Annotated in this window: 19 protein-coding genes; 3 read left to right on the top strand and 16 right to left on the bottom strand. The window is 73.8% G+C overall.

The annotated features are described in order from the left end of the window. Positions 1 to 67: 67 nt before the first annotated feature. From ACFHW0_RS24775 to ACFHW0_RS24810, 8 genes are all read right to left on the bottom strand, one after another. Entirely contained in the window at positions 68 to 781 is a 714-nt protein-coding gene (locus ACFHW0_RS24775) for a uracil-DNA glycosylase (protein WP_416611285.1), read from the bottom strand. Between the two features lie 19 nt (positions 782 to 800). Then, complete coding sequence (locus ACFHW0_RS24780) at positions 801 to 1487, bottom strand: dienelactone hydrolase family protein (protein ID WP_416611250.1); 687 nt, start codon at positions 1485 to 1487, stop codon at positions 801 to 803. Between the two features lie 201 nt (positions 1488 to 1688). Next, entirely contained in the window at positions 1689 to 2171 is a 483-nt protein-coding gene (locus ACFHW0_RS24785) for an LppU/SCO3897 family protein (RefSeq protein WP_416611252.1), read from the bottom strand. A gap of 117 nt (positions 2172 to 2288) precedes the next feature. Beyond that, the gene (locus ACFHW0_RS24790; protein ID WP_416611254.1) at positions 2289 to 3320 is read right to left on the bottom strand and encodes an HAAS signaling domain-containing protein; all 1032 of its coding nucleotides are present in this window, start codon (positions 3318 to 3320) and stop codon (positions 2289 to 2291) included. After that, complete coding sequence (locus tag ACFHW0_RS24795; protein WP_089001967.1) at positions 3317 to 3649, bottom strand: PadR family transcriptional regulator; 333 nt, start codon at positions 3647 to 3649, stop codon at positions 3317 to 3319. The genes ACFHW0_RS24790 and ACFHW0_RS24795 overlap by 4 nt, the downstream gene beginning before the upstream one ends. A 70-nt stretch (positions 3650 to 3719) precedes the next feature. After that, positions 3720 to 4604 (bottom strand): hypothetical protein, encoded by an 885-nt coding sequence (locus ACFHW0_RS24800; RefSeq protein ID WP_416611256.1) that lies wholly within the window; start codon positions 4602 to 4604, stop codon positions 3720 to 3722. 62 nt (positions 4605 to 4666) lie between these two features. Next, positions 4667 to 5596, bottom strand: coding sequence for an exopolyphosphatase (locus ACFHW0_RS24805; RefSeq protein WP_416611287.1), 930 nt, complete (start codon positions 5594 to 5596; stop codon positions 4667 to 4669). 27 nt (positions 5597 to 5623) lie between these two features. Continuing rightward, positions 5624 to 5863, bottom strand: coding sequence for a helix-turn-helix domain-containing protein (locus tag ACFHW0_RS24810; RefSeq protein ID WP_416611258.1), 240 nt, complete (start codon positions 5861 to 5863; stop codon positions 5624 to 5626). Positions 5864 to 5883: 20 nt separating this feature from the next. Here ACFHW0_RS24810 and ACFHW0_RS24815 point away from each other — a divergent pair, with 20 nt between their 5' ends. After that, positions 5884 to 6075 carry a hypothetical protein gene (locus tag ACFHW0_RS24815; RefSeq protein ID WP_416611261.1) on the top strand — a complete coding sequence of 64 codons (192 nt, stop codon included), beginning with the start codon at positions 5884 to 5886 and terminating at the stop codon, positions 6073 to 6075. A 1-nt stretch (position 6076) separates the two neighbouring features. Here the strand turns inward: ACFHW0_RS24815 and ACFHW0_RS24820 are convergent, their stop codons facing one another. The 4 genes from ACFHW0_RS24820 to eno are packed head-to-tail and all read right to left on the bottom strand — an operon-like array spanning position 6077 to position 9162. After that, positions 6077 to 6613: an amino-acid N-acetyltransferase gene (locus ACFHW0_RS24820; protein WP_416611263.1), complete on the bottom strand. Its 537-nt coding sequence runs from the start codon at positions 6611 to 6613 to the stop codon at positions 6077 to 6079. Positions 6614 to 6615: 2 nt separating this feature from the next. Next, the gene (locus ACFHW0_RS24825; protein ID WP_416611264.1) at positions 6616 to 7173 is read right to left on the bottom strand and encodes a DUF501 domain-containing protein; all 558 of its coding nucleotides are present in this window, start codon (positions 7171 to 7173) and stop codon (positions 6616 to 6618) included. A gap of 34 nt (positions 7174 to 7207) precedes the next feature. Continuing rightward, positions 7208 to 7846: an FtsB family cell division protein gene (locus ACFHW0_RS24830; protein WP_121399056.1), complete on the bottom strand. Its 639-nt coding sequence runs from the start codon at positions 7844 to 7846 to the stop codon at positions 7208 to 7210. Positions 7847 to 7878: 32 nt separating this feature from the next. After that, entirely contained in the window at positions 7879 to 9162 is a 1284-nt protein-coding gene (eno, locus tag ACFHW0_RS24835) for a phosphopyruvate hydratase (RefSeq protein ID WP_416611266.1), read from the bottom strand. Positions 9163 to 9395: 233 nt separating this feature from the next. Here eno and ACFHW0_RS24840 point away from each other — a divergent pair, with 233 nt between their 5' ends. After that, complete coding sequence (locus ACFHW0_RS24840; RefSeq protein WP_416611268.1) at positions 9396 to 10088, top strand: hypothetical protein; 693 nt, start codon at positions 9396 to 9398, stop codon at positions 10086 to 10088. A gap of 48 nt (positions 10089 to 10136) precedes the next feature. Here ACFHW0_RS24840 and ACFHW0_RS24845 read toward each other — a convergent pair whose 3' ends face one another. From ACFHW0_RS24845 to mfd, 4 genes are all read right to left on the bottom strand, one after another. Beyond that, the gene (locus tag ACFHW0_RS24845) at positions 10137 to 11756 is read right to left on the bottom strand and encodes a DUF885 domain-containing protein (RefSeq protein WP_416611270.1); all 1620 of its coding nucleotides are present in this window, start codon (positions 11754 to 11756) and stop codon (positions 10137 to 10139) included. A 22-nt stretch (positions 11757 to 11778) separates the two neighbouring features. Beyond that, positions 11779 to 12750, bottom strand: coding sequence for a nucleoside triphosphate pyrophosphohydrolase (locus tag ACFHW0_RS24850; protein ID WP_416611272.1), 972 nt, complete (start codon positions 12748 to 12750; stop codon positions 11779 to 11781). Positions 12751 to 12752: 2 nt separating this feature from the next. Then, positions 12753 to 13523: a hypothetical protein gene (locus ACFHW0_RS24855; RefSeq protein ID WP_416611274.1), complete on the bottom strand. Its 771-nt coding sequence runs from the start codon at positions 13521 to 13523 to the stop codon at positions 12753 to 12755. Between the two features lie 136 nt (positions 13524 to 13659). Then, a complete protein-coding gene (mfd, locus tag ACFHW0_RS24860; protein ID WP_416611275.1) occupies positions 13660 to 17310 on the bottom strand; it encodes a transcription-repair coupling factor in 3651 nt (1216 codons plus the stop codon). A 151-nt stretch (positions 17311 to 17461) separates the two neighbouring features. Here mfd and ACFHW0_RS24865 point away from each other — a divergent pair, with 151 nt between their 5' ends. Then, positions 17462 to 18361 (top strand): helix-turn-helix domain-containing protein, encoded by a 900-nt coding sequence (locus ACFHW0_RS24865; RefSeq protein WP_416611277.1) that lies wholly within the window; start codon positions 17462 to 17464, stop codon positions 18359 to 18361. The last annotated feature ends 357 nt before the right edge of the window (positions 18362 to 18718 follow it).

The following is an 18718-nucleotide window of genomic DNA, read 5'->3' on the forward strand; positions in this document are numbered from 1 at the left end:
TCCGGGCCACCGGGGCGGGTCGCACGGGCCGACGCGTCACGTCCGTCATCGCCACCGCCCCCGCGCCTCAGTCCACCCCGGCCAGTTGCTTCGCCCGGGCGAACACATCGTCCAGCATCCCTGGTGTCAGCCGCCCGGTGAAGGTGTTCTGCTGGCTGACGTGGTAGCAGCCGAGCAGCTCCGGTGCGCCCGTGCCGGACCAGTGTGCCCCATGGCCGAACGCCGGTCGCGGGCTGGGCGGGCGCAGACCGTACACCTGGCGCAGCACCGGCCACCACGAGGCCCAGGCGAACGCGCCCAGCGCGACCACGACGCGCAGGGTGGGCCGGATCAGCGCCACCTCGCGATGCAGCCACGGCGCGCACGTGTCCCGCTCCTGCGGGGTCGGCTTGTTGTCCGGCGGGGCGCAGCGCACGGCGGAGAAGATCCGCAGGTCGCGCAGGGTCAGCCCGTCGTCGGCGGCGACGCTGGTCGGCTGGTTGGCCAGCCCGGCCCGGTGCAGCGCGGCGAACAGGACGTCGCCGGAGCGGTCGCCGGTGAAGATGCGGCCCGTGCGGTTGCCGCCGTGCGCGGCGGGCGCCAGGCCGAGGATGGCGATGCGCGCGTCGGGGACGCCGAGCCCGGGCACCGGCCGGCCCCAGTACTCATGGTCCCGGAAGGCCGCCCGGCGGACGCGGGCCACCTCCTCCCGCCACCGCAGCAGCCGTGGGCAGGCGAAGCAGTCGCTGACGGCGGCGTCGAGGTCGGCCAGGTCGGTCGCCCGCGCGGCGCGGGCGACCACCTCGTCGGGCGTACGGGGCTCAGCCAAGCTTGGCCCGGAAGAGTTCGAGGGTGCGGGCCCAGGCGGTGGCGGCGGCGCGCTGGTCGAAGTTCTCCGGCCGGTCCTCGTTGAAGAAGGCGTGCGAGGTGCCGGGGTAGTCGTAGGTCTGACAGGTGCCGCCGGAGGTCTCGACGGCGCGACGGACGGTGCGTACGCCGTCGGCGGCGGAGGTGCCGTCCTCTTCGGAGCAGTGGATGAGTGCCGCCTTGCCCGCGTAGTCGGGCCACTCGGGGCGCATCCCGTCCCACGGCAGCCGGGGGTAGAAGGCGGCGGTGGCGACGATCCGCTCGGAACGGGTCGCCGCCCAGAGGGCCAGGCTCGCCCCGGCGCAGAAGCCCGCGCAGCCCACCTTGCCGGCGACCTCGGGCCGCCCGGCAAGGTAGTCCGCCGCGCCGGCGATGTCCGCCGCCGCCTCGTCCATCTGCGCGCTGTTCAGCATCTGCCGGGGCTCGCTCGGCTTGCTGGCCGGGCCGCCGTGGCGGAAGTCCGGGGCCAGGGCGACGAAACCGGCCTCCGCGAAGCGGTCCACGACCGCCCGGACGTGCGGGACCAGTCCCCACCAGTCCTGGATGACGATGACCGCAGGGCTGGTCGCACCGCCGGAGGGTATCGCGAGATACCCCTCGCCCGTCCCCCCGTTGCCGCGGTAGCTCACCATCTCGCCCATCGGCCGTCCTCCTAGCGGTCAGTCATCGTTGGCTGGTCGCACAGTGTTGCTACGTGTCGGTAGCCTGCCACGCCGTGAGCGCCCCGGGGAAGACGCCGGAACAGTGGCATACACCTCCTGTTCGCCACCTGTACCCACGGACGTCGACGGCGGCGCGGACGATGTCCGCGCCGCCGTCGACGGTCCTGTCGTGCCGGGGGATCAGGCCTTCTTCGTCAGGCACAGCAGGTAGCCGGTCTTGCCCGGCTCGATGCTGTAGTAGACGTAGCCCTCCTGGCCCTCCTTGATGTACTGGCCGCACGCCTCGCCGGAGCGGGCCTGCGCCTGGGTCTGCCCGTCGACGCGGCCGACCACGTTGTAGACGGCGTCGGTGGCGGTGCACTCGACGACCTTCGCGCCGTCGACCTTCTCCTCCTTGGTGCCGGTCACCTCGGGCAGCTCGGCGATGCAGTCGCCGACCTTGGCCTCAGCGGTCTCGTCCTTGTTGAAGAAGTTGCCGATCGCCGAGCCGATGCCGAACTTGAGGCCCACGACGACCAGGAACACGACGATCGCGCCCACGATGCCGAGCAGCTTCTTGGAACCGGACTTCTCGGCCTGGGGCTCCGCCGGGGGCGGCGCCTGGACGGCCGACGGGGGCTGGGCGGCGTCCGACGCGGGGGGCGGTGCGACCTGCTCTGACACGCGTTTTCCTTCCGGGGGGTGAGTGAGCAGACGACACCGTAGCGACCGGGACCGACAGCCGTTGCCCCGCTGGACTCATCCGTTCAGCTATTTCCCAGGTTCATTCCATGATCCTTTTCACGTCCGGCTCGGGGCCGGCGTGGCGGTCGGCGCAGTCGTCGGCGCATCCGTCGGCGTGGATCCCGGGCTCAGGCTGCCGCCCGGGGCGGGCGCGGATTCGGTCGGCGCGCCCGAGGTGGGGGGCGCCGGCAGCGGCGGCACGCCCGTCCAGGGCTCGGAACCGGCCGGCACGCGGGGCGCGAAGGGCGCCTGCCGCGGGCAGTACGGATAGGTGAACAGCAGGGGGTTGCCGATCCTGTTCGGATCCCCCACGGCCAGGCAGGTCGGGTGGCCGAGCCGGATCGGGTCGCCGTTCTGGTCGAAGAGCCGGGCGTTCTCCACCAGCCGGCCCTCCCGGTCGTAGACGAAGACGTCCCGGATGTGGTCGTACCGGCCGTCGATCGAGATCTGCTCGTAGCCGAGGTCGCCGGAGCCGACCCGGTCGTTCATGTCCGCCAGGCCGACCAACCCGAAGATCACCAGCACCGCCGTGCCGACGTGCAGCATCCGCCGCTTGGGCCGGGTCAGGCCCGGTGTGTGGTGACCGAGCCAGATCGAGGCGAGCACGCTGCCCGCGAGCAGCACCAGGCCCGCCAGCAGGCTGCCGTTGAGCTCGGGCAGCACACCGAACGTGTCGCCGGTCGTGATCACCGTGACGAGCATGGCGGCCAGGTAGCCCCGCAGCACCCACCACGCCGGCCGGAGCAGCCGGAGGAACTCGCTGGCCGTGGCGTACCCGAGGGGCGGCCCGAGTTGCACGTCCCAGCGGTGCGCCCGCGCGCGGAACCGGTCCACGGCGACGCCGAGGCGACGGTTGCGGCGCCCGCCGGTGGTGGCGGCGCCGACCCCGGCGGCGGCGCGCAGCTCGGCCGCGTACGCCTCGGGCTCGCCGAGCCGGTCGACCAGCGAGCCGTCGGCCTCGGCGGCGACCTCGGCGAGGTGCTCCGGCAGGTCCTCGGTCAACTCGTCGCGGTGTGCCGGCGGCAGGTCGGCCAGCGCGGCCCGGACCCGTGCGGCGTAGTCCGCGATCTCCTGCTCCGTGACGGTCATGCCGCCATCCCCCGATCGTCGAGCAGTGCGTCCATGGTGGTGGCGAACGAGCGCCAGAGCTTGCCGGAGCGGGTGAGCTGGTCCCGGCCGGCGGCGTTGAGGGAGTAGTACTTGCGGTGCGGGCCGGATTCGCTCGGCACGACGTAGGTGGTCAGCAGGCCGGCGGCGTAGAGCCGACGCAGCGTGCCGTAGACCGAGGCGTCGCCGACCTCCTCCAACCCGGCGTCGCGCAGCCGGCGCAGGATGTCGTAGCCGTAGCCGTCCTCCTCGCGGAGCACGGCGAGGACCGCGAGATCCAGCACGCCCTTCAGCAGTTGTGTGGTGTCCACGCAATGCACACGAGTGCGCAATGCGCAGTACCGTCAAAGGAACGCGCCGCGCGGGGTGAGGGTGTTTCGCTCAGGCGGGTGTCAGACGCCAGTAGCCGAGCGGATTGTGGAAGAGGTCGTCGGTCTCGTGGCGGTCGTCCGGGCGGTGCTCCAGCAGCCAACGCGGGGAGTCGGCGGTGAGGCGGAACCCCTCGCCGTCGGCCATCTCCGCCGCCCGCTCGTCGGTCAGGAGGTACAGCGCCAGCGTGTCCAGCAGGGTGACGCGCTCCTCGACCCCGCCGTCGGTAGTCAGGAGTTCCACGTCGGGCGCGCCGAGCAGATGCATGCCGCAGCTGTACGACGACTGGCCGGCGCGGATCGGTCGCTTGACCGTGGCGCGGTACAGCACGCCGGCCAGCTCCGCGTCCGTCGTCGCGGCGGCCGCTTCGTCGGCCAGGGAGAGCCAGCGGTCCCGGCCGTGCGCGACACCGTTGCTCTCGTTCTTCACGGCGGTGGCACCGGAGCGCAGGAGTGCGGCCGACACGGCCAGCGTCGCGCGCGAGACCTCCAGCAGCGTCGGCCGCAACATCTGAGGTGGCATCGTGAAGGCCCGCAGGGGCCGGGACAGCACGTACGCGACGCTGTCGTGCGCCTCCACCGCCGCCCAGTCGGCGTCGGTGAAGCTGGCTCCGGCCAGGCTCGCCTCGAACGCGTAGGACATCCGCGGGTCGTGCGCCCGTTCGGAGTACTCCTCGTCGAGCGTGAAGCCGGCCGCGGCTCCCGTCTCGGCCGCGACCCTGCCCACCGCGTCGAAGTCCAGGCCGGCGCCGAGCACGCACAGCACCGGACGGGGCAACAGCTGATCGGGATCGGCGAGCATGGCGAGAACATACCGGCACCCCCCGTCCGCAGTCGGGTCGCCGGCGTCCCTGCTGGTCCACCCGCGTTCGACCCGCTGCGGGGTGAGCCAGGTCATCGGGCCCACCCCCACCTCCGTCGTGGAGCAGGTCTCCAGGTTCGCCAGGCCTCCTGCGCGGCTCAGGCCAGCGACCAGGCGATGCCGTCGAGGATGTCGTGCTCGGAGGCGACCACCGAGTCCATCCCGGCCCTCTCCATGATCACCCGGAGCACCAGGGCACCCGCCCCGATCACGTCCGCCCGGCCCGGGTGCATCACCGGGATGGCCAGCCGCTGCTCCCGGCTCCTGCCGAGCAGGTCGGCGGTCACGTCGGCCACCGCGTCGTGCGAGACCCGGGCGTGGTGGATACGGCCCGGGTCGTACTCCTGGAGGCCCTCGGCGATCGCGGCCACGGTGGTGACGGACCCGGCGAGCCCGACCAGCGTGGCGGCCTGCCGGCCCGGCACGGCCTCCAGCGCCCGCTCCACCGCGACCGCGATGTCGGCCTGCGCGGCGGCGATCTCGTCCAGCCCCGGCGGGTCCCCGTGCAGGTGCCGCTCGGTCATCCGGACACAGCCGATGTCCATCGAGATGGCCGCCTCGACGCCGCCCGCGCGGGTGCCGACGACGAACTCGGTCGAGCCGCCGCCGATGTCGATGACCAGGTACGGCTCGCGCGCGTCGGCGGGCAGCCCGCGCACCGCGCCGGTGAAGGAGAGCCGCGCCTCCTCGTCGCCGGTCACCACCTCGGGCGCGACCCCGAGGGTCCGCTCGACCATCTCGCGGAACTCGGCGGCGTTGGAGGCGTCCCGCGACGCCGACGTGGCGCACATCCGGACCCGCTCCGCGCCCAGCTTCTCGATCTCGGCGGCGTAGGAGGACAGCGCGACCCGGGTGCGTTCGATCGCCTCCGGGGCGAGCCGCCCCGTCTTGTCGACGCCCTGGCCGAGGCGGACGATCTCCATCCGCCGGCTCAGGTCGACCAGCGGCGCCTCCGGACCCGCCGAGGCGTCGGGCAGGTCGGCGACCAGCAGTCGGATCGAGTTGGTCCCGCAGTCGATGGCGGCCACACGCGTCGTCACGGCAGCAACCCTACGTCAGGCGGGGGCGGGCGGCAGGACGTCGACGCGGCCGAGCAGTTCGACGCCGAGCGGCGTCAACCGGTGCAGCACCGCCCCGCCGTCCCGCACGCTGCTGACCAGGCCGGCCGCCCGCAACGCGCCCGCGTGCTCGGACGCCGAGGAGATGCTGATCCCGACGGCCCGCCGAGCGTCGTGGTGGTGTGCCGGCCGGGGGCGAGGGCGTACGGACCTGGCAGCGGCGGCTGCGCTGCACACCGAGGACCGTCGCACCGCCGGTGGGCGCGCCGCGGGTCACCCGCACCGACGCGCGGTGCGGCGACGGCAGCGACGTCACCGTCTACACCCTGCCGGACATGGGGCACTCGTGGCCGGGTGCGCCGACCGGCGAGCTGGCCGCCCCCGACGCGGGCCTCGTCGCCACCGAACTCGTCTGGGACTTCTTCGCCGCCCACCCGCGCCGGAGCTGAGTCAGAGGCGCAGCAGCATCCGGGTGTTGCCGAGGGTGTTCGGCTTGACCCGTTCCAGGTCGAGGAACTCGGCGACGCCCTCGTCGTAGGAGCGCAGGAGCTGCTCGTAGACCGGCTGCGGCACGGGCGCGCCGTCGATCTCGGTGAACCCGAACGAGCCGAAGAACCGGGTCTCGAAGGTGAGCACGAAGATCCGGGCCACTCCCAGCTCACGGGCGCCGTCGATCAGCTTCGCGACGATCCGGTGGCCGAGCTTGCGCCCCCGGCAGGAGGGGTCGACCGCCACCGTCCGGATCTCGGCCAGGTCCTCCCACATCACGTGCAGCGCGCCGCAGCCGACCACCGCGCCGTCGCCGGCACGGACCGCGACCCGGAACTCCTGCACGTGCTCGTAGAGGGTCACGGTGGCCTTGCTGAGCAGCCGCCGGTCGTCGGTGTAGGTGTCGACGAGCCGCCGGATGCCGCGCACGTCCGAGGTGCGGGCCCGCCGCACCACGACCTCGTCGGCCCCCGCCACGCCCCCGTCCGCGCCCGCCATGGTCAGTCCGCCACCGGCACGTCCACGCAGGGCCCGGCCGCCCACCACTTCTCCACCAGCTCCAGCGTCTCGTCACCGAACGGGTTCACCCCGGGCCCGGCCCCGAGCGCGTGCCCGAGGTGCACGTGCAGGCACTTCACCCGGCCGGGCATCCCGCCGGCGGAGATGCCGGCGATCTCCGGGACCTCGCCGATCGCGTCCCGGCGGGCCAGGTAGTCCTCGTGCGCGGCGCGGTAGTGCGCGGCCAGCTCCGGGTCGGCGGCCAGCCGGTCCGCCATCTCCTTCATCAGCCCCGCCGACTCCAGCCGGCTGCACGCCGCCGTCGCCCGGGGGCAGGTCAGATAGAACAGCGTCGGGAAGGGGGTGCCGTCGGCCAGGCGCGGGGTCGTCTCCACCACGTCCGGCAGGCCACAGGGGCAGCGGTGGGCCACGGCCCGGGTGCCCCGGGGCGGACGTCCGAGCTGCGCGGCCACCGCGGCCAGGTCGGCCTCGGTGGCCGGTTCGCGCAACGGCGGGGGTACGGAGTCCGCCGCCGGCTCCTGCGGTGGTACGACAGTCACGATGCTGATCTCTCGTTCGATGCTCGGGTGTTGCTCACCTGTCGGGCTGCTCGCCGTTGGCGGCCTGCACGCTCGACCAGAGGGTGTCGTACCAGGAAGCGGGGGTGACCGGCGCCGACGGGGCCGCGGACGAACCGGCGTCGCGGGCGGCGCCCGCCGGGTCGGAGAGCACCACCAGCAGCGTCTCGCCCGGGGGCCCCATGAAGAACCGCTCCCTGGCCTGGATCTTGATGTATTCCGGGTCCTGCCACTTGGCCGCCCGCTCCGAGAGTTCCTCGATCGCCTCCCGCTGGGCGGCCTGCGCGGCCTCCATCCGTTCGATGTCGGCCTGCTGGTCCAGGTAGACGCGCACCGGGTAGGTGTAGGCCAGGGCGAGCGCGATCAGCACCGCGAAGAGCACGGTGGCCCGCCCGGTGAAGCCCCGGGAGCGGGGTGCGGAGAGCCGTTTGACGGTGCCGGCGGCCGTACGACGGGCCGCGGCGGGCCGGCTCGCGGAGCGTACGCCCTCCGCGCCCCGGGCCGCCCCCGGCGCGCGACCGGCCGTGGCCCGCGGCTCCGCGCGGACACCGCCCTCGCGGACCGACGTCCGGGCGCCCCGGGCCCCGCCCGGCCGGCCGGTGTGACCCGGCCGGCGGGCGGGGCGCTGACCGCCCGGTGTGCGGCGCTGCTGCATCGTCACACCCCTCCCCCGAGGCCTCGCGCGTCTCAGGCGGAACGGTAGCGCGGGAAGGCGCCGGCACCGGCGTACCGCGCCGCGTTGGCCAGCTCCTCCTCGATCCGCAGGAGCTGGTTGTACTTCGCGACCCGGTCCGAGCGGGCCGGGGCGCCGGTCTTGATCTGGCCGCAGCCCGTGGCCACCGCCAGGTCGGCGATGGTGGTGTCCTCGGTCTCGCCGGAGCGGTGGCTCATCATGCACTTGAAGCCTGCCCGGTGGGCCAGGTCCACCGCGTCCAGGGTCTCGGTCAGCGAACCGATCTGGTTGACCTTCACCAGGACCGCGTTGGCGGCCTTCTCGGCGATGCCGCGGGCGATGCGCTGCGGGTTGGTGACGAACAGGTCGTCGCCGACGATCTGGATGCGGTCGCCGAGCGAGGCGGTCAGCGTCTGCCAGCCGGTCCAGTCGTCCTCGGCCAGCGGGTCCTCGATCGACACGATCGGGTAGTCGCCGGCGAGCTTGGTGTAGTAGTTGCTCATCTCCTCGGCGCTCTTCGCGGTGCCCTCGAAGGTGTAGGTGCCGTTGTCGAAGAACTCCGTGGCGGCCACGTCGAGCGCGAAGACGATGTCGGTGCCGAGCCGGTAGCCGGCCTTCTCCACCGCCTCGGCGATCAGGTCCAGGGCGGCGGCGTTGGTGGGCAGGTTCGGCGCGAAGCCGCCCTCGTCGCCGAGGCCCGTGGAGAGCTCCTTCTTCTTCAGCACCGACTTCAGCGCGTGGTAGACCTCCGCGCCGGAGCGCAGCGCCTCACGGAAGCTGGGCGCGCCGATCGGCGCGATCATGAACTCCTGGATGTCGACGTTCGAGTCCGCGTGCGCGCCACCGTTGAGGATGTTCATCATCGGCACCGGCAGCAGGTGCGCGTTCGGGCCGCCCAGGTAGCGGAAGAGGCTCAGCTCGGCGCTGCCGGCCGCCGCCTTGGCCACCGCCAGGGAGACCCCGAGGATGGCGTTCGCGCCCAGCTCGGACTTGCTGTCCGTGCCGTCGATGTCGAGCATCTTCTGGTCGATCAGCCGCTGCTCGCTGGCCTCGTAGCCGATCAGCTCGTCGACGATCTTGTCCTCGATGTTCGAGACCGCCTTCTCGACACCCTTGCCCTGGTAGCGGTCGGCGTCACCGTCGCGCAGTTCGATCGCCTCGAAGGCGCCCGTGGAGGCGCCGGAGGGCACCGCCGCCCGGGCGATCGTGCCGTCGTCGAGCCCGACCTCGACCTCGACGGTCGGGTTGCCCCGCGAGTCCAGAATCTCCCGCGCGACGATTCCCTCGATGGTTGCCACTGAGTCGCTCCTCGTTTGTGTGTTCCGGTCCGGTATGGGCCGCGACGGTGCGGCTGAGGCAGTTGTTGAACGCAGCGTATCGGGCGACGCTCGGACGCGGGCGGTCCGGGCGCTCGCCGGCCCGACCCGAAACCTGCCTCCGGGCAGTGCTTTACACGGACATTCCCGGATTCTCGTGCCTCAACCGGCAACGGGTTTGCGCGCGGTTGACTTGATCGGCGAGGCTGGTCGCCATGCCCGCCGCCTCGACCACCCTCCGCATGCTCGCCGTGTCGGTCATCGCGTCGCTCACGGTGACCGGTTGCCAGACCCTCGACGACGCCGGCCGGGCGATCGGGCGGTCCGACCTGGTGAACGACCTGGCCGCCCGGCTCGACCGGGCCCTGGAGCTGACCTACTCCGCCGACTACCAGCTCCCCGGCGGGCAGACCGCCACCATCGCCCAGGCCCAGGATCCGGCCCGCTCCGCGTACACCTGGCCCGGCGGCAAGCTCACCGTCACCCCGGAGGCGACGACCCGCTGCGAGACCGGCGCCGGCCGCGCGACCTGCACCCTGGAGGCACCGCCCGCGCCCAACGCGAAGCCCACGGTGACCATGTTCACCGAGGCCAAGCAGCGGGGACTGGTCACGCCGCCGATCGTGGTGGGGCTGCTCACCACCGCCGCGCTCGATCCGGAGGCGGTGATCGAGCAGAGCGACACCACCCTCGCCGGCCACCACGCCACCTGCGTCGACGTGACGCAGTCGGCCGGGGACTTCACCGCCTGCGTGACCACCGACGGGGTGCTGGGCAGCTTCACCGGCCAGGTCGACGGCCGCCAGGTCGAGCTGGCGCTGAGCCGCTACCGCGAGACGGTCGACGGCACCGTGTTCGACCTGCCGCCCGACGCCGGCGTCGTGGACCGCCGCCCGGCCAGCTCGTGACCGACCCGTCGGCGGGTCCGGTGCCCGGCACCGGGCCGCCGCCCCGCGTCACACGCCCAGCAGGGTCCGCAGGTGGCGCGGGGGCGGGCAGTCGTGGGCGAGCATCGCGTCGTGCCACTCGCGCACCGACACGCCGGCCGGGCGGGCGGCGGCGATCGCGGCCACCTCGCTGTAACCGACGAAGTACGTCGAGAGCTGCGTCGAGGTGAGCAGCGCGCGCCGCCACTTGCCGGCCGCCTCCCCCTCCTCCTGGAAGCCCCGCCCGGTCATCAGCGCCATCGCCTCGGCCTCCGGCAGCTCCTCGCAGTGCACGAGCTGGTCCAGCAGCGCGTTGATGGTCATCCGGAGCTGCATCTTGAGCTGCTGCAACCGCACCGGCAGGCCGCCGAAGCCGAGGCCGGCCATCAGCTCCTCCGTGTAGACCGCCCAGCCCTCGATGAAGGGGCCCGACTCGGTCAGCGCGCGTACGCGGGTGGGGCCGACGTGCCGGCGGGCGTGGGCGAGCTGGAGGAAGTGCCCCGGCATCGCCTCGTGCACCGTCAGGTTGCGGATCATGTGGTCGTTGTACTCGCGGTAGAACGACTCCACCCGGTGCGCGGGCCAGTCCGTCGGGGTGGGCGCGATGCAGTAGAAGGTCGGCACGTCCGCCGTCTCCAGCGGGCCGGGCGAGTCGCAGTAGGCGACCGCCACGCCCCGGGCGAACTGGGGCATCTCCTGGATCACGCACGGGTCGTCGACCAGGGTGACCAGGTCGTGGGCGCGCACGAAGTCGGTCGCCTCGTCCAGGGTGACCGAGGCGAGGTCCACGATCGTGTGGTCGTCCGGGTGCTCGGCGGCCAGCAGGTCCAGCGCCCGGCGTACCGTCTCGTCGTCGGCGGGGCCGCCGACCAGCTCGACGGCCGCCGCGCGGATCTCCTCGCCGACCCGGTCCAGGTTGGCCCAGGCCCGGCGCTGGATCTCGGCGGCGCCCAGCTCGGTGTCGAGGGTGTGCCACAGCCGCGCCTCCCAGCGGCGACGGCCCAGCCGCGGGTCCCGCCCGGGGCCGGCGTCGGCGGCCAGGCCCTGACGCAGCCACGCGACGAACTCCTCCAGCGCCGCGATCGCCGCGGTGGCTGCCGGCTCGACCCGGTCGTACAGGGCGGGGGCCTGCGCGAGCAGCCCCGGCACCTCGTCGCGGATGAGCGCCGCCGTGCCGGTGAACTGCCCGACCGCCGTCTCGGCGTGGATGCGCGGCATGTCGCGCAGCGTCGCGCGCGCGGTCGCCAGCGCGTCCGGTACGGCGGCGAGCCGACCGGCCAGGCTGGTCAGCCGCACGTCCACCGGGGCGTACGGGCGGGCGAGCAGCGCGTGCAGCAGCGGCCCGGGGTTGTGCCGCAGCGGGTCCCACTCGTGCGCGCGGATGTCGCCGGACTCGAACAGCTCCCGGTCCACGAACGAGGTGAGCAGCGCGTGGTCGACGCGCTCCTCGACGTCCAGGGCGTCCGGGTCCAGCTCGGCGAGCGCGTCCGCGGCCTCCTTGAGCATTGTCCGGTCGGCCGCGACCGCCTCGGCGGAGAGGTCCGGCAGCCGGTCGTCGTACCGGTGGTCGCCGGTGGAGGTCGCTAGCCCCGGCCGGCTCTGAAGCAACGCGTCGACGATCCGCTCCGCGAGCGGCACAAACGATTCCACCCGCCGACCCTACCGGGTCGACTCAGGCCTTTTCGGCGGCGCGGACCGCGTCCGCGTAGGCCAGGGCGGCGCGGCGCAGGGCCGCCTCCGGGTCCAGGCCCGCCTCGCGGGCAGCCGCGACCGAGGCGAGCAGGCTCGCGCCGAGCCGTGCCTCCGGGTCCACCTGGGAATCGGCGAGGGGCGGCGGTACGGCGAGGCCGACCCGCCCGGCGCGCTCCAGGATCTTGGCGGCCAGGGCGAGGGCGGGCTGGCTCAGCGCGATGCCGTCGAGCACCGAGTCACGCGCCTTCTCGGCCCGCTTGATCCGCTCCCAGCTCGCCTCGATCTCCTCCAGGGTGCCCGTCGCCGCGTCGGCGAAGACGTGCGGGTTGCGCCGGACCATCTTGTCGACCAGCCCGCCGGCCACGTCGTCGACGGTCCACCGTTCCCCCTCGGGCAGCTCCTCGGCGAGGCGGGCGTGCAGCACCACCTGGAGCAGCACGTCGCCCAGCTCCTCGCGCAGCGCGTCGGTGTCCCCGGCGCTGATCGCGTCGTACGCCTCGTAGCACTCCTCCAACAGGAAGCCGGCGAGGCTGCGGTGGGTCTGCGCGCGCTTCCAGGGGTCGCCGCCCGGGGAGGCCAGCCGGTCCATCACCGCCACCGCGTCGAGCAGCCGGGCGCCCGGCGGGTCCCAGGAGCCGTACATCAGCTCCAGCTCGGCCAGGCCGGGCTCGCGGGCCAGCCGCAGGCCCAGCTCGCGGGCCAGCGACTCGTCGCCGGCCGGGCCGGCCAGCCACACCGCGACGTCGTGCGTCGCCGCCGCGTCGAGCAGCGCCTGCGTCGCCCGGCCGTCGACCACCGTGACCTCGGCGCCCGCCGCGCGGACCGCCGTCGTCAGCTCGCTCTCCGCCCCCGCCAGCACCGGATGCCGGCGTACGACGTCCCACGCGGCGGCGGTCAGCAGCCCGGCCGGCAGCCGGGGCGAGGTGACGAGCAGGACGATCCGGGCGGGCATGCTCAGCTGTGGGTCCCGCCGGCCGCCTGCGGCCCGGAGGTGGGCAGCGGATCGGGGGTGGAGACGTCGGTGACCGCGCCGGAGCCGGCCTCGCCCAGCGGCACGCTCACGGCCGGCGCGTTGCCGGAGAAGCTCAGCACCGGAAACTCCAGCGGGCGGTAGCGGGGGTTGACCGTCACGTCGTACGCGGCGACCGCCTCGGCCAGCGACTTGCGGGTGGCCAGCGCGCCGCGCAGCTGCTCGCCGTCGAGCTGGCGGGCGGCCGCCTCGTCGGGCACGTCGGCCGGGATGGCGCCCGCCTTGCGGCCCGCCGCCACCACGTCCTTCAGATCCTGCGCGGTCGGCTCGGCCGGCGCACCGGTCGGCACCCCCGACAGGCAGTTGTAGAGCTCGGCGGTCCGGCGCACGTAGCCGGTGTCGGGCGACAGGCCCAGCTGCTGGGCGAGCTGCTCCGGCGCGACCTGCCCGCGTGCCTGGTAGTTCTTGTCCGCGGAGACCCGCTCGCAGACCTCGGCCAGCACCAGCATGCTGACGACCTGGCCACGGTCGGGCAGCTGCGGCACCTGCGCCGGGGGTTGCCCCTCGGGCGCCTCGGGCTGCCCCGTCGGCGTCGGGTTCTTGGCCCGCAGGTCGTCGACGACCCCGGTGACGGCATCCTCGGTGATCCGCAGGTCACCGACGTAGGCGGCGACACCGGGCTCGGCACGGCAACCGGAGAGGGCGACGAGGCCGAGCGCCACGCTGGCGACGGCGACAAGACGGCGAGCACGCATGTCGGTCACTCTCTCATGCCGCCCGGGGCCGCCGTGACACCGCCCACCGGTCTTCCCGCGCGTCCGTCCCGTGCCGGCCCGGGTCGCCGCCCCCTGGTCGCTCGCCGGCTGCCGGCCAGCCATCGTCGATCGCCGCTCACCGGGCGGAGGCTCCCACCTTCGCCGGCTCGCCCAGCACGTCCTTCAGCAGCTGGGCGCACCACTCCAGCAGGGCCTGGTCGCGCATCGGCTCGCCGCCGACCCGCCGGGTGCTCGGCCGGGGCACGCTGACCTGGTCGAGGGCCTGCTTGTAGACCGAGTCCGGGTGGTAGCGCTTGAGCCGCAGCTGCTTCGAGTCGGGCAGCGGCAACGGGCCGAACCGGATGTGCTTGCCCTGCATGGAGACGTCGGCGAGGCCGTACCGGCGGGCCAGCAGCCGGAACCGGGCCACGGCGACGAGGTTCTGCACCGGCGCGGGCGGCTCGCCGTAGCGGTCCGTCATCTCGGCGACCACCTCGCGCAGCCGCTCCTCGTCGCGGGCCTCGGCGAGCTTGCGGTACATCTCCAGGCGCAGCCGCTCCACGCCGACGTAGTCGTGCGGCAGGTGGGCGTCGACCGGCAGGTCGACCTTGACCTCGGTCTCCTCCTCCGGGCGCTCTCCCTTGAACGCGGAGACCGCCTCGCCGACCATCCGCACGTACAGGTCGAAGCCGACGCCCTCGATGTGCCCGGACTGCTCGCCGCCGAGCAGGTTGCCGGCGCCCCGGATCTCCAGGTCCTTCATCGCCACGTACATGCCGGCGCCCAGCTCGGTGTGCTGGGCGATGGTCGCCAGCCGCTCGTGGGCGTGCTCGGTGAGCGGCTTCTCCGGCGGGTAGAGGAAGTACGCGTACGCCCGCTCCCGGCCCCGGCCGACCCGGCCGCGGATCTGGTGCAGCTGGGCCAGGCCGAGCAGGTCGGCCCGCTCCACGATCAGGGTGTTGGCGTTGGGGATGTCGATGCCGGACTCCACGATCGTGGTGCAGACCAGCACGTCGAACTCCTTCTCCCAGAAGCCGACCATGACCTTCTCCAGGGCCTCCTCGCCCATCTGGCCGTGCGCCACCGCGACCCGCGCCTCGGGCACCAGCTCGCGCAGCTTCCGGGCCATCCTGTCGATCGACTCGACCCGGTTGTGCAGGTAGAAGACCTGCCCGTCGCGGAGCAGCTCACGGTGGATGGAGGCCGCCACCTGCCGCTCGTCGTACGCCCCGACGAAGGTCAGCACCGGGTGCCGCTCCTCCGGCGGGGTGGCGATGGTGGACATCTCCCGGATGCCGGTGATCGCCATCTCCAGGGTGCGCGGGATCGGGGTGGCCGACATGCTCAGCACGTCGACCGAGGCGCGCATCGTCTTCAGGTGCTCCTTGTGCTCGACGCCGAAGCGCTGCTCCTCGTCGACGATGACCAGGCCGAGCGACTTGAACCGGGTGGCCGCCTGGAGCAGCCGGTGGGTGCCGATGACGATGTCGGCGGTGCCCGCGGCGGCCATCTCCAGGGTCCGCTCGGCCTCCTTGGGCGTCTGGAAGCGGGAGAGCTGCTTGATGGTCACCGGGAACTGGCTCATCCGCTCGGCGAACGTGTTGTAGTGCTGCTGCACCAGCAGCGTGGTGGGGACCAGCACCGCCACCTGCTTGCCGTCCTGCACCGCCTTGAACGCCGCCCGGACCGCGATCTCCGTCTTGCCGTAGCCGACGTCGCCGCAGATCAGCCGGTCCATCGGGACGGTCTGCTCCATGTCCCGCTTGACCTCCTCGATGGCGGCGAGCTGGTCCGGCGTCTCCTGCCACGGGAAGGCGTCCTCCAGCTCCCGCTGCCACGGCGTGTCGGGGCCGAAGTTGTGCCCCTTCGACGCCTTGCGGGCCGCGTAGAGCTGGATGAGCTGGGCGGCGATCTCCTTGACCGCCTTGCGGGCCCGGGCCTTGGACTTCTGCCAGTCCGAGCCGCCCATCTTGTGCAGGGTGGGCTGCTCGCCGCCGACGTAGCGGGAGAGCTGGTCGAGCTGGTCGGTGGGGACGAAGAGCCGGTCGCCGGGCTGGCCCCGCTTGCTCGGGGCGTACTCGATGACCAGGTATTCCCGCGAGGCGCCGTTGACGGTGCGCTGCACCAGCTCGACATAGCGGCCGATGCCGTGCTGCTCGTGCACGACGTGGTCGCCGGCCTTGAGTTCCAGCGGGTCGATGGTGTTGCGCCGCCGGCTCGGCATCTTGCGCATGTCGCGGGTGGAGGTGCCCCGCCCGCCGGTGACGTCGTTGCCGGTGAGCAGCACGAACCGGGACGCCTCGTCGACGAAGCCGCCGGTCAGGCTGCCGCAGGCGACCAGCACCTCGCCGGGGGCGGGCGCGGCCGGGATCTCCTCGGTCAGCCGCGCGCCGAGGCCGGCGTCGCGGAGCACCTCGACGGCCCGCTGGGCGGGACCGTGCCCCTCGAAGACCAGCGCGACCGACCAGCCCTCCCCGGTCCAGCGCTTGAGGTCGTCGACCACCCGGGCGGTCTCGCCGTGGTAGAGCGGGGCAGGCTGCGCGGAGAGGGTCACCGCGATCGCGTCGTCGGGCGTGACGTCGTACGCCTCCGGCCCGTCCTCCCAGGGCTGCCGCGCGGGGACGGCGTCCGCCTCCACCAGGCCGAACGGGGACAGCGTCCACCAGGGCTGGCGCAGCTTCGCCGCGACGGCGCGTACCTCGGCCAGGGTCCGGAAGGCGGCGGCGCCGAGGTCGACCGGGGCCTGGCCACCGACGGCGGCCGCGGCCCAGCTCGCCTGGAGGAACTCGTCGGAGGTACGCACCAGGTCGTGCGCCCGCGTGCGGATGCGCTCCGGGTCGCACAGCAGCACGTGGGTGCCGGCCGGCATGGCGTCCAGCAGCAGCTCCATCGAGTCGGCGCCGATCAGCGCCGGGGCGAGGGACTCCATGCCCTCCACCGGGATGCCCTCGGCCAGCTTGTCGAGGATCTCGGCCAGCTCCGGGTGCTCCTCGGCGAGGGCGGCGGCCCGCTTGCGCACCGACGGGGTGAGCAGCAGCTCCCGGCACGGCGGCGCCCAGAGCTGCGGCACCTGCTCGATGGTGCGCTGGTCGGCGACGGCGAAGGTGCGGATCTCCTCCACCTCGTCGCCCCAGAACTCGACCCGCGACGGGTGCTCGTCGGTGGGCGGGAAGATGTCGAGGATGCCGCCGCGCACGGCGAACTCGCCCCGTTTGGTGACCAGGTCGACCCGCGCGTACGCCATGTCGATGAGCCGGCGGGCGACCTCCTCCAGGTCGGCCTCTCCCCCGGCGGCGAGCTGCACCGGCTCCAGGTCGCCGAGCCCCTTGAGCTGCGGTTGCAGCAACGACCGGACGGGCGCCACGACCACCCGCAGCGGGCCGGTGCGCCCGTGCGCGTCAGCCGACCCGGGGTGCGCCAGCCTGCGCAGCACGGCCAGACGCCGGCCGACCGTGTCGGAGCGGGGCGACAGGCGCTCGTGCGGCAGCGTCTCCCACGACGGGAAGACCGTCACCTGCTCGGGCGGGAGCAGGCTGCCCAGCGCGGCGGCCAGGTCGTCGGCCTCGCGGGTGGTGGCGGTCACGGCGAGCACCGGACGGCCCGCGCCGCCTCCCGACCCGCCGTCGCCGGCCTGGTCGGCCGCGACGGCGGCGACCGCGAACGGGCGCAGCGCGGGCGGCGCGGTGATGTCGAGGCCGTCGACCTGCGCGGCACCGGAGCGCGCCAGGTCACGTGCCCGGGCCAGCCCCGGGTCGGCCAGGGCGGCGGAGAACAGACCGGTGAGCATGTGATCACTTCCAGCGGACGACACGACGATCACCCCTCGCCCGGTCGGACGGGGGGTCCACCGGTCGACACTATCTCTCCGGTCGGACGAACCACGCCCGCGTAGGTTGGATCCTCGACAATCCGCGCAGGGCCACCCGAGGGGGGAACGGATGCCTGAGGGAGTCGGCAGCGACCCGCGCCGGAAGACCACGCCCGGCCGGTGGCGGGTGCTGGGGCATCCGGAGGGGATCCTGATCTACGAGGTGCGCTGCATCGTCGAGAGCCACGGCTGGACCGAACCCGTCGTCGAGAGGTTCTACAACCTCATCCTCGGGCGGTCGGGGGCCTACCGGCGGCGGCTAAACGGTCGTACGGCGTTCTCGGACGCCACCTCGGTGCTGCTCACCCGACCGGGCGACGAGATGTCCGTGTCCCACCCGCTGGGCTGCGGCGACTCGTACACCTGCGTGCAGGTCGACCCGGCGGTGCTGGCCGAACGCCCGGACGGAACCCGCTGGTTGGAGACCGCCGGCTGGGAGGGCACCTCCGACGCGGCGCTCGACCTGGCACACCGGCTGCTCATCGCAGAGTTCCGGCGGGGGCTGGACCGCTTCGAGATGGCGGAGCGGCTGCACCGCTTCCTCGACGGGGTGCTCGGCCTCGCCGACGCCCGTACCGAACCGCCGGAGGCGGACCTGGCCCGCGCGGTCGGCCGGCGGCCCGCCACCCAGGCCGCCCACCGTCGCCTGGCCGACCGGGCGCGCGAGGTGCTCACCGCCGGCGACTTCTCGCTCGGCCTCGACGAGGTGGCCCGGAAGGTGGGCGTCTCCCCGCACCACCTGAGCCGGGTGTTCCACCGGGTCACCGGCAGCAGCCTCACCGCCTACCGGAACCGGCTGCGGGTGCGGGCCGTCCTGGACGCCCTCGCCGAGGACGCACGGCCGCTGCGCGCCGTGGCGGCGGAGCACGGCTTCGCCGACCAGGCCCACCTCACCCGGGTGGTCCGGGACCACCTCGGCCATCCCCCGGCCCACCTGCGCCGGCTCCTCACCCGCACCCGGCCGACCTGACCCCACCCGCCCGCGGTGTCGGCCCGCGGTGTCGGCCCGCGGTGTCGGCCCTCGGTGCCGGGCCTCGGTGCCGGGCCTCGGTGCCGGGCCTCAGGTTGATGCAGGCGCTCCAGCGGGCTGCCGGGCACGCACGCCGACCAGGTCGGCTCGCGTCAGGATCCCGGACCGGACGGGTCGGTCGGCTCGGGTTGATCTTTGTCGGGTCGGCCGGGCGGGTCGTCGCGCGGGTCGTCGGGCCGGCCCGGGTCAGGCCGTCAGGGCAGGTCAGGCCGTCAGGGCAGGTCAGGCCGTCAGGGCAGGTCAGGCCGTCAGGGCAGGTCAGGCCGTCAGGCCGGGTCAGGCCGTCAGGCCGGGTCA

The sequence above is a fragment of the Micromonospora sp. LOL_025 genome, from assembly GCF_048060285.1.
Classification (GTDB): domain Bacteria; phylum Actinomycetota; class Actinomycetes; order Mycobacteriales; family Micromonosporaceae; genus Micromonospora.

Bases quoted from the DNA above. Each gene is read 5' to 3' on its own strand.
- ACFHW0_RS24780 (WP_416611250.1), bottom strand. From the start codon at position 1,487: ATGGGCGAGATGGTGAGCTACCGCGGCAACGGGGGGACGGGCGAGGGG.
- ACFHW0_RS24790 (WP_416611254.1), bottom strand. From the start codon at position 3,320: ATGACCGTCACGGAGCAGGAGATCGCGGACTACGCCGCACGGGTCCGG.
- ACFHW0_RS24800 (WP_416611256.1), bottom strand. From the start codon at position 4,604: ATGACCTGGCTCACCCCGCAGCGGGTCGAACGCGGGTGGACCAGCAGG.
- ACFHW0_RS24820 (WP_416611263.1), bottom strand. From the start codon at position 6,613: ATGGCGGGCGCGGACGGGGGCGTGGCGGGGGCCGACGAGGTCGTGGTG.
- ACFHW0_RS24830 (WP_121399056.1), bottom strand. From the start codon at position 7,846: ATGCAGCAGCGCCGCACACCGGGCGGTCAGCGCCCCGCCCGCCGGCCG.
- ACFHW0_RS24840 (WP_416611268.1), top strand. From the start codon at position 9,396: ATGCCCGCCGCCTCGACCACCCTCCGCATGCTCGCCGTGTCGGTCATC.
- ACFHW0_RS24850 (WP_416611272.1), bottom strand. From the start codon at position 12,750: ATGCCCGCCCGGATCGTCCTGCTCGTCACCTCGCCCCGGCTGCCGGCC.
- ACFHW0_RS24855 (WP_416611274.1), bottom strand. From the start codon at position 13,523: ATGCGTGCTCGCCGTCTTGTCGCCGTCGCCAGCGTGGCGCTCGGCCTC.
- mfd (WP_416611275.1), bottom strand. From the start codon at position 17,310: ATGCTCACCGGTCTGTTCTCCGCCGCCCTGGCCGACCCGGGGCTGGCC.
- ACFHW0_RS24865 (WP_416611277.1), top strand. From the start codon at position 17,462: ATGCCTGAGGGAGTCGGCAGCGACCCGCGCCGGAAGACCACGCCCGGC.